This is a genomic window from Rhizobium sp. PP-F2F-G48, from assembly GCF_004342335.1.
GTDB lineage: Bacteria > Pseudomonadota > Alphaproteobacteria > Rhizobiales > Rhizobiaceae > Ferranicluibacter.
In genome coordinates this window covers 690,556-702,903 of the sequence record NZ_SLVH01000002.1, presented here as the reverse complement: position 1 = coordinate 702,903, position 12,348 = coordinate 690,556, and the positions used below count along the sequence as shown (strand labels likewise).

9 protein-coding genes are annotated in these 12,348 nt (G+C 59.8%); 6 read left to right on the top strand and 3 right to left on the bottom strand.

Annotated elements, in window-relative coordinates:
* Positions 1-58: 58 nt before the first annotated feature.
* From C8J36_RS07875 to C8J36_RS07865, 3 genes are all read right to left on the bottom strand, one after another.
* Positions 59-1,507 carry a hypothetical protein gene (locus C8J36_RS07875; RefSeq protein WP_132533879.1) on the bottom strand — a complete coding sequence of 483 codons (1,449 nt, stop codon included), beginning with the start codon at positions 1,505-1,507 and terminating at the stop codon, positions 59-61.
* A gap of 19 nt (positions 1,508-1,526) precedes the next feature.
* Positions 1,527-3,413: a hypothetical protein gene (locus C8J36_RS07870; RefSeq protein WP_132533877.1), complete on the bottom strand. Its 1,887-nt coding sequence runs from the start codon at positions 3,411-3,413 to the stop codon at positions 1,527-1,529.
* Positions 3,414-4,528: 1,115 nt separating this feature from the next.
* Entirely contained in the window at positions 4,529-5,971 is a 1,443-nt protein-coding gene (locus C8J36_RS07865) for an IS1182 family transposase (protein WP_132533875.1), read from the bottom strand.
* A gap of 71 nt (positions 5,972-6,042) precedes the next feature.
* Here C8J36_RS07865 and C8J36_RS07860 point away from each other — a divergent pair, with 71 nt between their 5' ends.
* The 6 genes from C8J36_RS07860 (at position 6,043) to C8J36_RS07835 (ending at position 12,121) form a co-directional block, all read left to right on the top strand.
* A complete protein-coding gene (locus C8J36_RS07860; RefSeq protein WP_077107721.1) occupies positions 6,043-6,564 on the top strand; it encodes a GNAT family N-acetyltransferase in 522 nt (173 codons plus the stop codon).
* Positions 6,565-7,171: 607 nt separating this feature from the next.
* Positions 7,172-8,788: a phage tail protein gene (locus C8J36_RS07855; RefSeq protein WP_132533873.1), complete on the top strand. Its 1,617-nt coding sequence runs from the start codon at positions 7,172-7,174 to the stop codon at positions 8,786-8,788.
* A gap of 178 nt (positions 8,789-8,966) precedes the next feature.
* Positions 8,967-9,266 carry a hypothetical protein gene (locus C8J36_RS07850; RefSeq protein WP_082477095.1) on the top strand — a complete coding sequence of 100 codons (300 nt, stop codon included), beginning with the start codon at positions 8,967-8,969 and terminating at the stop codon, positions 9,264-9,266.
* 120 nt (positions 9,267-9,386) lie between these two features.
* The gene (locus tag C8J36_RS07845) at positions 9,387-10,079 is read left to right on the top strand and encodes a response regulator transcription factor (RefSeq protein ID WP_062594724.1); all 693 of its coding nucleotides are present in this window, start codon (positions 9,387-9,389) and stop codon (positions 10,077-10,079) included.
* Between the two features lie 37 nt (positions 10,080-10,116).
* Positions 10,117-11,505, top strand: a complete 1,389-nt coding sequence (locus C8J36_RS07840) for a HAMP domain-containing sensor histidine kinase (RefSeq protein ID WP_062594945.1) — start codon at positions 10,117-10,119, stop codon at positions 11,503-11,505.
* A gap of 157 nt (positions 11,506-11,662) precedes the next feature.
* Complete coding sequence (locus C8J36_RS07835) at positions 11,663-12,121, top strand: hypothetical protein (RefSeq protein WP_062594725.1); 459 nt, start codon at positions 11,663-11,665, stop codon at positions 12,119-12,121.
* Positions 12,122-12,348: the final 227 nt, after the last annotated feature.

Here is a 12,348-nt window from a genome sequence, read left to right as displayed (position 1 = left end):
ATCTGCTCTTCCGTAAATCTCTGCTTCTTCATTCGTCCGTCCTTCGTCAGGCCGAACTCTAATCAAGTCTGGAGGAAATTCTCAGTGGCAGGTCATCGGCCAGCTCAGACTTGAACTGGAAAAGCCATTCGGTGCCGGCTTCTTCTCTGGCCTCCTGAGAGAGCTCATGAAGGAGGTTTACCGCGTGAACAACGAGCTCCGGTACCGGTACCCGATCCACATCTTGAAGCGTTTTTTCGATGTAGACTGTAAGATAAACGATCCCCCTCCACATAACGATTGGATAAGCGCGGAGCGAGCCGGTTTCATTTCGTCTTCTGCCCGCAAGCGCCCCTATCAACATAGACGCAGCAACGAAAAGATATTGAAGCGCGTGTGTAAGTAGGAGACGCCCTTCATGGAAAGGTGATACGGGAGCAAGGGCTAGACTGAGCGCCGGAACGCCCTGCGGCCTTTCAAGGTCCATGCGCTCTGTTAATTCAGCTAGGGAGGAAATATTCGAGTGTCGGTTTCCGCCAGGATTTATGAGCTTCCTTTCTCGTAGGCACTTTAAGATGTAGGGTGAGTAGTCGAGAACCCATGTGGAGGACAGCTTCAAAAGCCGGTGAAGGTCTCGAGGCATCAGAGTTGTCGTGCGGTGCTGTACAGGTGAGCGACTGCGGCGTACATCGACCTGTGAAGGCTGGAATACAAGTGGGTCATGGCTGATCAAACCCTTGATCGATAATCGCTCTAAGGTGTCCCAGGCCAGAAGGCGGTGAAAAGGGTTTCGCTCCTCTGACGCTCGGCCTTCTGCTTCACCTAGGAAAAAGTCTACATCTTTTGGGGAAAGGTTCGATCTTTGCAAAAACGAAGGCGCGCGATCAGAAAAGGCCTGCCTGACCTTCTTCGAATGCCCAATGCTCCACCGATGTACGCCAAGCGTGTTAGCGAAAGCCTTCCAATCCATCCTGAAGCGACGACCGTGTCGATATAGCGGAAGCTGGTAGTTGCGATCTTCTAAGAGCACATCCAGTCGATCAACCATGGGAAGGAGGTCAGTTATGTCCGAGGTGCTGGCATCGTCTACGAACCGGCGATAGTGTTCGGGCGTCAGGTCGTGGAAACATCGAACTCCCAGAGAGTTGCGCCACCTTATTACCCATTCGAGATGTCGAAGGATCTTAACCGTCTGCGCCGCTGCGACCTTCTTGGCAGTTCCATTCCCCTTCAGGACTTCTACGCAGGCGATACGTATCAAGAGTGCATCACTTAACGGCGTGACACCCCCGGTCCAGCCATGACGAAAATCAAGTGAATCACCTAGCCAGACGTAACAGTCAGCCTTGCGGTTTTTCTCGGGATCTGCGGTTCGAAGGACATAGTAATCATGGCGAAGATCTCGGTGCTCGTCGTAGCACCACCCGCTGCGACCCTCTGGTCTTAACTCAAACGCCGATGTCGCGTGCAAGCTGGGCGGTAGAAGGATAGATGACAACAGGTTTTCGTAGTCATGAACTAGGAGCATGTTCAAATTCCGCGTTACGTTAATCGTCCATGACCGTGGGGACGACAATTTCTCTTTTCTGAAGTCGCTTGAGCGATGTCCGGACGGCGTCGAAATATTGGTCGATCAATCCCGCATCCAGCAAATGTCTGCGCATTGCGACTACGTAACCAAGTATCGGCACACCTTGGACACGCCACCGCCTCTCCCCAACACGTTGCCTCGCTGCGAGAATCCCGCGTCTAACGAGGTAGATCTCCTGAAAGGCTTCAGACGACCTTTCGATTTCAAGATAGTCACGTTCGTGAATTGTCAGTTTTCGCCCACGAACTTGGATTGAAGATGCGATGCCAGATGCGATCGCCAGATTGCTGAACCACTCCAGGTCATCGTCAGATATCTTGAGAGGAGAGCGAAGCGAAGTATCCCCCTCGATGACAAGTGCCTGGAAGCAGTTCTGCCAGAAGGCTATGGCAGCATCTAGTTCGGCCTGTATTTCAGGATCATCGTAGTGTGTTAGTAAAACTCCCGTAGCGCTGTTGTTGGTCAGATGGATGCTGGCAGCCAGTGATCCTGTCGAGCGTCGGATTACATTGACAAAAGTCTGTCGAGTTGTCCTGTAACTGACACCTCGTCGACCAAGTAGTTCGGAAAGCTTGTATTCGCGAATATTAAGATCAGTTCCAGAAAGCCCACCTTGTCCAATCGAAACAAAAAACCGATCGTTAAATCGCGATTCAAGGTCGAACTCGCGAAGCGGCTCTGTCATCGTGACGTATCGATCGAGAACCTCCATCGCAGACGGCGAGTTTACGATGCACGCCTCGCTGGAACCCTCAAGTTCTTGAACTGCATCGTCCCACAGAGAAAAATTCTCGTCCCGTGAGATGGTTTTGACCGCGGCTCCGCGTTCCAAATGAGCGTTCACGAAGTGGCCGGCACGCCGCTTGAAAACGGTCATGAAACCTGCTTCGCAAATCCCGCAAGCATCCTCGTACCGGAACGCGTATGGATCAAATGGTACGAGGCCAATCTGAGTCCGGTTCCAGCCGGTTACGGTACAGAGGTGCAACTTAACTGATGCCGTTAAGCGGTTTGTCGCTCCGATACATCTCGATGCCAGTTCGCGAACAGCATACGGCTCAAGAAAAGGTTCTGGCGCGTACCTCTTAGGAAAACCGGCATAGATCCAAGTCGATGACAGGTTCAAACCGTCAACAGCGCCATCTCGAAGGTCCTCTCCAGCCCTCAAGCGAGCTATCGTCTCATGAAGATACCGTTTAACTAGCATCCAGCATTCGTCGTTAACGTGCTTTGGCGGGGATGCCGCTCTGAGCACGGATTGGCCGTATGAAAAGACTGCTTCGGACTCCTCTAGGATCTCGATAATGTTGGATCGGACGAGTTCGAGAGCCTCTTCGTCTCTCAGGCTCGGCCTGATGCCAGCTAGTTCGGGCCAATCCAACGCTCCGAGGGATTTTGGGCTCCGTGAGTTCGATCCTGCTCTTACGGGCAAAAGCCCATGGTCGAATGATGGATACCTCTTACTAGGTAGCTCTCCCAGTAAGATAAACATCGAGGCAATTGCTCTCTGAGTGCGCCTAGGCCAGTCCGCTCTGAACATTTTGTAGTTAACAAGGATGTATTCATCAATAACTGCCGCGACTTTCATGGCAGCCAATTGGGGGCTGAACGCCGTCCAGGAGCCAGCGTTGTATATTTCTACAACTTCATTCGAATTAGGATTCGGGTTGTGGAATAGGTCTTTTAGGAATCTCCGAACAGGTGCATCCTGAGTCAGTTGTTCGGAAATGGAACGTAAGTCACGTGAGAAAGTTGGATCAATCATATTACAGATGTCATCCCAGCTTGGCGCTTGGTTCGCATCATCGTGAGCCCCAAGTCCGGTCTTAGCTTTAAAAGGCATTATAAACTTCTTCGAAAGAAGGACCGCATCGTTCAACGAGTTCGGCGGTAGTCATATGACGTAGCTTGGTAGGCACCCGGCCAATATTCACAAAGGGTCGATATCGATAAGCGACGGCTCCCTGCGCCCAAAGTCCTGAAAGGACATTGACCATTACGTATCTCAGCCTCAGCCTCGGCCTGATCGGGCGTTTGGCGGTCAGACAACGGTAAAACTCCCTCCAGTATGGCCGCAACTCTTTAGGCCATTCGTTGGAGCGTTCTGGACCAACGTCAGTAGTTTGATCGCAAACGCGCTCAGACCTCGCGAACAGAAGTATCCATCGCGAGAAGGGCGATGGTTCAGGCCATCTGCGGTACAGAATCCCGATACGATTGATTGATGACACGTCTGACGTTCTCACGGTGAGGAATGACAAGCTCACGGTAAGACTAGGCCGAAAATATCCGTCTGGTCCAATTTTATATTTTTAGGTTTAAAGTACAAAAGTGTTGCAAATGGAATTAGAATAGGGCATGGGCGAGAGATTTGCGAATCAAGCAGTATTGTTGACAATATCCAAAGTATGTGTTCGTTTTTGCTCGATTTAATATGCAATTATGAACATACGAATCCTTGAGTCCATTCTTGCTGCGCGCAAAAAATTCTCGCTTGGAAGTTCGGGTATTTTCTACCTAAACTATTGAAAATATTGAAATTTTTTCAAATAAATTGCGAGAATGGAAGGTCACATGCAGTCCGAGATTCTTAGGGGTTGCTTTACATAGAGCAAGGATTCATTTCCTCGCCTAGTTCGTGCGCCTCGCATGAATAAAGGTGCAGGCCAGCGGCTCCGAGATGAGCAATGTGGCACATTTATTATAGATACGACCTATCCGAAGCCCAACTCGCCCAGTTAGGCTAATCAGCGAAGCGGACGTTGCTCATCACAACGGATGCGAAAGTTCTGCAGACCGTCCAAGGACTCTTAGGCTGATTGATGCGATGCGCTGTTCCATGCCGGAACTCTGCAAGTGACGAGGTTTGTCGGATTTCGATGTCCAAAGAGCCTGATAAAGCACTGTTGAGCGGTTTGGCACCAGTATTTGGCTTAGGAAGTGCGCGCGGTGGCGCTATCATGCCCTAACGGCGGCAATCAGGCCCGAAACGCCGACAAGGGTGATGGCTCTTTTGATGTTGTAGGCGAGCGCCGTCAGGCTGAACTCCCCTCTCACGTTTTCCAGCCGCCGCATCAGGAATGCGCCCTGATACATCCACTGTTTTATCGTCCCGAACGGGTGCTCGACGCTTTCGCGCCTTTGGTCCAGAACGTCGGGCCGGGCGGCAAGACGCTCCCCCATGCGGTCGAGCACCGCCTCGTTCTCAAGGCGCGACACGCGGCGGAAGCTTTTGGTGCAGCGCTCGCGCAGATGGCATGCCTTGCAGGCGTCGCGGTTGACATAGTCGATCTTCACATTGTCGCGCGACTTGCCAAAGTGACGGGGTGAGAGCACCTGGTCTGCGGGGCAAAGGTAAATGTCCTTGTCCGGATCGTAGCGGAATTCCTCATTGGAGAAGAAACCCTCGGCCACGGCCGGACCGCGGATCGGCTTGGGAACATAGGCGGTGATACCGGCCTTCTCGCAAGCTTCGATGTCCTCGATCTTGAAGTAGCCGCGGTCAGCCACCGCCTCTATTCTGTCGACGCCGAGCGTGTCCATCGCCGCCTCAACCGTTGGGGCCAGAAGCCCCATGTCCAACACCTGATTGCAGACCTCCTGCTCGGCGATCAGCTTGTGCTTCACATCAACCGCAAGCTGGATGTTGTAACCGACGCCGACCTTGGTCATGCGTGCCATGGCACGGGAATCCGGATCGGTTAGCGAGATTTGGTCCTCGCCGGTTTTATCCAGTTCATCCAGCAGCGCCTTATGACGATCCCGCTTGCCTTTGATCGCTGCGATCTTTTCCGCGAGTTTGTCATCGCCGCGGCCTGAACCGCTATTGTTGCTGGCTTTCTCCTCTTGCGCATCGCCCTCATCGAGCCGCTTCATATAATCGGCCAGTTTCTCGTCGGCTTCGTGGATGAACTTCGTCAAAGCGCGCCGCGTGAAGTTGCGATCCTTGTTGTTCACCGCCTTGATGCGCGTGCCATCGACCGCCAGCAGTTCTCGCCCGAACAGATCGAGCTGTCGGCACAGGATGACAAATTCCCGGAACACCTGCCTGAAGGCCGACCGGCTCACGCGGCGGAAATCGGCGATGGTGCGAAAGTCCGGCTTCAGGTGCCGCAGCAGCCAGATGACCTCGATGTTGCGATGGGCCTCGGCCTCCAGCCGCCGGCTGGATCGCACCCGATTGATGTAGCCGTACACATAGAGCTTCAAAAGGTCGGCCGGATCATAACCCGGACGACCCGTCTCCTTCGCAGCCACCCGCACGAAGCCTGCGGCAGCAAGATCGAGGCCGTCGACGAAGGCCTCGATGAAGCGGACCGGATTATCCGGGCCGACGTAATCGTCCACCGCTTCCGGCAGAAGCAGCAATTGCGCGCGATCTGTTCCTGAAAGATGTGCCATGATGCATTGTAGGGGAGAACGCCATTTTCTGGAATCCCAGGTCTTCGCTTTACCAATGCAGTTTGAACAAGATGATCGATCACCACCAGGTACCAGTCGCAGAAACCCGACGCACCGACCGCCTATTGCTGCGTCTCCCAAAGGCGGATGACCTTCCCTTTTTGACAGAGCTGTTCGCAAAACCCGAACTGGTTGCTCACCGCCCTGTTCCCCGGCCGGACAGCCCAGAAGAATGTGCTGCGAGGTTGGCGAGGGACAGGGCGCATTGGAAGGACCACGGCTTTGGGCGATGGGCAGTTATAGCCAATGGAAAGCTGATTGGGTTTGGCGGGGTTACCGTGTCGAAGGAGTTTGATGGCCTCAATCTGTCCTACCATCTCGACCCGCAAAGTTGGGGGAACGGTTATGCAACAGAACTGGTACGAGAGAGCGTATCCTTCGCTTTCAAAGATCTTGGAGCCCGTCGAATTATTGGGCTTGTGCGATCAGCAAATCCAGCATCTCAGAAAGTTCTGCAAAAATCCGGCTTCAGCTTCGAAAGGGAGGTCATGCTTCATGGCGCGCCAACCGATCTCTACAGCCTTACACCGTAGAGTTCTTGGACGGTCTGTCTGGGTTAAACGGCAATCAGCATTCTGTCTGTCACGGAAAGGCCAGCACCTGTTATGCAATCTAGGGTATCGCAGTCGCGTGCATATAGCCATGAAGGCGTATGCTCGAAGTCCTGCCGATGGCTGCAATTTGCGATTGGACAAAGATATTAATGTTAAATGGTTTCACGCTGCTGTCACCGCGAATATCGACAGCTACTTCCCTCTCCATACGATGAATCGGTGACAACCCCGCACGATCTTTTGCCCTCCAGCAAGCGCCAAGACACCGAGTACATGTTAGGAGGCTCAAAGATTCACCCCACAACTGCGTCCGCTAAGGTCTTCGTGCATAAACCGCTGTCTGGCGCAATTATTTCGAACCTAGCTTGATGTGCTGGCGCTGAATTTTTCGATTCAAGCTTACTACTCGATGGACTCCATAAGCCGCCATCCACTGGTTGAGGAGTAGTATGATTTATCTAAGGCAGACCGTAACTGACTGAAAACGGGAATTTATTTCTGGTCGGTGACTACTACTAATTCTGAGCTACGTGAAAATGCTAGGCAGACAGGCCACTGGCTGAACGGCCGGCTGGGCACGGCGACGATGGCCGACACGATCGCGGCCATCCTGGCCGATCACCACTTTGCCGAGGGCGATACGCGCCTCGTCTGCGGCGATCTCGGCGGCTATGTGCAGGCCGAACAGATGTCGGCGCGCGACCTGCTGGAGCCGTTGATGGCGGCCGGCAGCATCGATGCGGTGGAGCGGGACGGGCGGCTCGTCTTCCGCTCGCGCCTGCTGCAGGCCGGCCCGCCGGTGCGGCTCGACACGCTGGCGGAGGTGAAGGACGCGGCCTTGCTGGAGGACCTGCGCGGTGATGCCGGCGACTTCGCCCGCGAGGCGATCCTCGACCATCTCGACCCCATGAACGACTATGGCCGGACGACGGCGCGCTCGCGCCGGGCCGCACCCGGCAACGAGCGCCTGCTGCGGCTGTCGCTCGCGGGCGCGCTGCACGAGGCGGCGGCGACCGATGCCGTGGAGGCGGCTTTGCGCGACCACCAGGCCGGGCGAAGGCGGGTGAGCTTTGCGCTGTCGCCGAGCGCGATCGGCCCGGTGCCGGGGGATGTCGCGACGTTCGAACAGGGGCCGGCCGGGACCTTCCTCATCGAGCGGATCGACGATGGCGACGTGCGCCGGGTGGAGGCGCGCGGCATCGTCACCGGCGGCGCCAGCCGCTTCGTGCCGGAGACGCGCACGCCGACCGTCGGCCACAGCGCCGCCTCCGCCTTCTCGCCGCTCGTTCACCTGATGGACCTGCCGCGCTACACGGACGGCGAGGCCAGCGGCTTTGCGCGGGCGGCGGTCTTCGCGCGGCCCTGGACGGCCGTGACGCTCTCGGCCTCGCCGACGCGCGAGGGTTTTGCCGCGCGCCTGTCGCTCGCGCGGCCGGCGCGCACCGGGACGCTGGCCGAGGCTCTCGGCCCCGGCGTCTCCGGGCGGTTCGACCGTGCGAACAGCCTGGTCCTCGACCTTCTTGCGGGCGAACTGACCGCGCTGAGCGACCTGGCGCTGTTCGGCGGCGAGAACCGCATGGCCGTGCTGTCGCGCAACGGGGCCTGGGAAATTCTGGGGTTCGGTCTCGCCGACGAGATCGCGCCCGGACGCTGGCGATTGTCGCGGCTCCTGCGCGGGCTGGGCGGTTCCACGGATGCGCAGGCGGCGGGCGCGGCGGCCGGTGCCGCGATCGTGATGCTCGACGCGGCCGTGCAGCCGCTGGGCTTGAGCAGTGCGGAAGCGGGGCAGGCCCTCAACTGGATCGTCGAGGCGCAGGGCCGGCCGGCCGGCGCGGCGCAGACCTACGCCTTTGCCGGCGGCCTGCGGGCGGAAACGCCGCTGGCGCCGGTGCACATCCGCGCGCGGCGGGATGCGGGCGGCAACCTCACGCTCCGCTGGATCCGCTGCGCCCGCGCCTCGGCAGACGCCTGGCTCGACGGGGAAACGCCGCTCGACGAGCCCGTCGAGGCCTACCGGATCGAGATCCTCTCGGGGACGCAGGTCCTGCGCCGGGGCGAGGCGACCGCGGCCGAATTCGCCTATCCGCTGGCGCAGGAAATCGCGGATTTCGGATCGCGGCAGAGCCGGCTTTCCGTGCGGGTGCGCCAGAGGGGGCAGGTGGTGGCGCTCGGGCTTGCCGCCGAGGTACTGCTGGCCGTCTGAGGCGGCCTTTGCCGACCGTGGCGGACGGCGAGGGCGAAACCGCTGGCGGGCGCGCAGATCAGGGGGTATCAGGGCTTGATCCGGAGCGGAGAGAATGGCGTGAGTCGCGCATTCATTCGCCATTCAGGCAGGGACACCTAATAGACACGCAACACCTCGGAAATGCGAAAGTGCGTTCATGCCGTCACCGCTGATCATCGCGATGCTCGCCGGAAGCCTGGCCGGAAGCCTGATGCTGCTGTCGCTGCCGACGGCCGCAGCACCGTTCGCGGTCACGCCCGCCATCGGCACCGTCGAGGCCCTGGAGGCCGCGCCCGTTTCCGGCGATTGCAGTTCGGCGGCCTCGGAGGTTGTCGAGAAGACCGGCGGCGATCTCCTGTCGGTGCAGCTGACCTCCGACGGGCAATGCGTGGTGACCGTGCTCATTCCCGGCAATGGCGGACGGCCGAAGAAGGTGACGATGCGGGTGCCGATGTAGATCGGCGCCGCGCGCCGGCCGTGCCGCTTCCCTCCGGGGGCGGAGAGCGGCTATGAACGCAATGCAGCCGGGCTTGCCCGGCGAGGTCCGTGACGACGGACAGACGGAGAGTGATATCGGATGCGCATTCTGGTGGTCGAAGACGACGTCAACCTCAACCGGCAGCTGGCCGACACGCTGAAGGAAGCGGGCTATGTCGTGGACCAGGCCTTCGATGGCGAAGAGGGGCACTATCTCGGCGAGGGCGAGCCCTACGACGCGATCATCCTCGACATCGGCCTGCCCGAAATGGACGGCATCACGGTGCTGGAAAAATGGCGCGCCGCCGGACGCCGCATGCCGGTGCTGATCCTCACGGCCCGCGACCGCTGGAGCGACAAGGTCGCCGGCATCGATGCCGGGGCCGACGACTATGTGACGAAACCCTTCCACGTCGAGGAGGTGCTGGCCCGCATCCGCGCGCTGATCCGTCGCGCGGCCGGCCACGCGACGTCCGAGATCGTCTGCGGCCCGGTGCGGCTCGACACCAAGGGCTCTAAGGCGACGGTCAACGGCGTCGCGCTGAAACTCACCTCGCACGAATTCCGGCTGCTCTCCTACCTGATGCACCATATGGGCCAGGTGGTCTCGCGCACCGAACTGGTCGAGCACATGTACGACCAGGATTTCGACCGCGATTCCAACACGATCGAGGTCTTCGTCGGCCGGCTGCGCAAGAAGATCGGCAACGACCTGATCGAGACCGTGCGCGGGCTCGGCTACCGGATGCAGGCGCCGGGTGTCGCTGAAAAAGGCATGGCGGAAAAGTCTTGAGGCAGACGCTGCCCAACAAACGCCGGCACGGCTGATGCTGCGGCTGCAATCCCTCACCGCGCGCGTGCTGCTCGTCTCCACCATCTGGGCGGCGGCGGCGCTCGTGGTGATCGGCGTCGTGATCTCGACGCTCTACCGGCAGGGCTCCGAGCGCGGTTTTCAGGATCTGCTGCGGGCGCAGCTCTACAACGTCATCAACTCGATCGTCGTCAACGACAAGGGGGTGCTCGCCGGCAGTCCGCAGCTCGGCGACCTCCGGTTCTCGCAGCCGCAGACGGGCTGGTACTGGATCGTCGAGCCGATCGGCGAGTTCAACACGCCGCCGCTCGTCTCGACATCGCTCGGCTCCGGCAAGCTGCCGATCGTCAGCGTCGACGAGGTGCCGTTCGACATCCGCTACGAGCGATTCTACACGACGCTCGACAGCTTTGGCAACGAAGTCGAGGTGGCCGAGACCGAGGTCGTGCTCGACATTCAGGGCCGCACCGCACGGTTCCGCATCGCCGGCAACCGCGATGTGCTGGAAGCCGATATCAACGATTTCAACCGCAACCTCTATCTGGCGCTGGCGATCTTCGGCTTCGGCGGGCTCGGCATGAACGCGCTCGCCATCCTGTTCGGCCTGCGCCCGCTCGACCAGGCGCGCCGGTCGCTCGAAAAGATCCGGGCGGGCGAGAGCGAACGGCTGGACGGAGAGTTTCCGCGCGAGATCCAGCCGCTGGCAAGCGAGGTCAACGCGCTGATCGACAGCAACCGCCGCATCATCGAGCGGGCGCGCATGCAGGTGGGCAACCTCGCCCATTCGCTGAAGACGCCGCTTGCCGTGCTGATCAACGAGGCGCGCGTGCTGGAGCCGCCGCATGGCGAGCTGGTGCGCAGCCAGGCCGACGCCATGCAGGTGCAGGTGCAATCCTATCTCAACCGCGCGCGCATCGCCGCCCAGCGCGAATCGGTGCTGGCCCGCACCGAGGTCGAGCAGGCGCTGGAGCGGCTGGTGCGGGTGATGCGCCGCCTGCATGCGGAAAAGACCTTCCACCTGACGATCTCGCCGCCGAACCTGGTTCTGGCGATGGAGCAGCAGGATGTGGAGGAGACGGTCGGCAACCTGCTCGACAATGCCGCGCGCTATGCGCGGACGGAGGTCCGGATCACGGCGCATCTCTCGGCCGAAGGCGTGCAGGGGCTCGACCCCGGAAGGCGCGCCTGGATCACGGTGGATGTCGAGGATGACGGGCCGGGCATCGAGCCGGAGCAGATCGCCATGGCGATGAAGCGCGGACGACGGCTGGACGAGAGCAAGCCGGGCACCGGCCTCGGCCTCTCGATCGTGCGGGAGATCGCCGGCGAATATCACGGGACGCTGGCCATGGACCGGGCCGAGATCGGCGGTCTCAAGGCGACGCTGGTGCTGCCCGCGGCCTCCTGAGTAGACACGCAGACGCTCCGGCGTGCTTTTTCGACACCGCTCGGGCGGAAATGCACGGGCGCCCGCGCTTATTTCGCGATGCGCTGTTGCCCGCATTTTGCGGCGATGCAAAATAAGCGCTTCGACCGTTCCCGATGAAGCCGGATCCGCATTGCGCATGACAGACAGACACCGCTTTTCCCGCACGATCCGGACACTGGCAACCGCAGGGCTTCTGGTCGCGCTTGGGGTGGCCGGCGGCTGCGCCTCCCGCGCCACCGGCGGCAAGGCGGCCGCGCTGGGCGGCGTGGCGACACGCAGCGGCGCCTCCTCCTCCTTCATCGCGGCGCTCGGAAACGGCATCATCGGCCAGATCGCCGGCATCAAGCTCTCGGGGGCCGATCGCCAGAGGGCGCTCGAAGCGGAATATCGCGCCCTGGAGGCCGCACCGGGCGGCCAGCCCGTCGTCTGGCAGGGCAGCGGCATCCGCGGCTCGGTCGTCGGCGCCGCCCCCTATCAGGTGGGCTCGCAGAACTGCCGGCAGTACAGCCATACGGTGACGGTGGGAGCAACCGACAGCGTGGCGCGCGGCGTCGCCTGCCGCAATGCCGACGGCAGCTGGACGCCGCTGATCTGAGCGTCGTCTCCCGGCCGAGTGCGACCTTTCGCCGGAGCGCGCCCGCCCGTTTCGCGCCTCAATTTTTCGTCATGCTCGCTTTGGCGATTGGAACCCGGCTGCCTGCATAGTATGGCAGCATAGGACGGCTGCGGCGCAGGACGGCTCGTCCTGCGTTTTTGCAGCGCGGACAGGGGGATGGCGGAGGTGCCGCATCCTCGTGCCGAAGATGGGCTTGAAAGACTGGA

Bases quoted from the DNA above. Each gene is read 5' to 3' on its own strand.
- C8J36_RS07875 (WP_132533879.1), bottom strand. From the start codon at position 1,507: ATGCTCCTAGTTCATGACTACGAAAACCTGTTGTCATCTATCCTTCTA.
- C8J36_RS07870 (WP_132533877.1), bottom strand. From the start codon at position 3,413: ATGCCTTTTAAAGCTAAGACCGGACTTGGGGCTCACGATGATGCGAAC.
- C8J36_RS07865 (WP_132533875.1), bottom strand. From the start codon at position 5,971: ATGGCACATCTTTCAGGAACAGATCGCGCGCAATTGCTGCTTCTGCCG.
- C8J36_RS07860 (WP_077107721.1), top strand. From the start codon at position 6,043: ATGATCGATCACCACCAGGTACCAGTCGCAGAAACCCGACGCACCGAC.
- C8J36_RS07855 (WP_132533873.1), top strand. From the start codon at position 7,172: ATGGCCGACACGATCGCGGCCATCCTGGCCGATCACCACTTTGCCGAG.
- C8J36_RS07850 (WP_082477095.1), top strand. From the start codon at position 8,967: ATGCCGTCACCGCTGATCATCGCGATGCTCGCCGGAAGCCTGGCCGGA.
- C8J36_RS07845 (WP_062594724.1), top strand. From the start codon at position 9,387: ATGCGCATTCTGGTGGTCGAAGACGACGTCAACCTCAACCGGCAGCTG.
- C8J36_RS07835 (WP_062594725.1), top strand. From the start codon at position 11,663: ATGACAGACAGACACCGCTTTTCCCGCACGATCCGGACACTGGCAACC.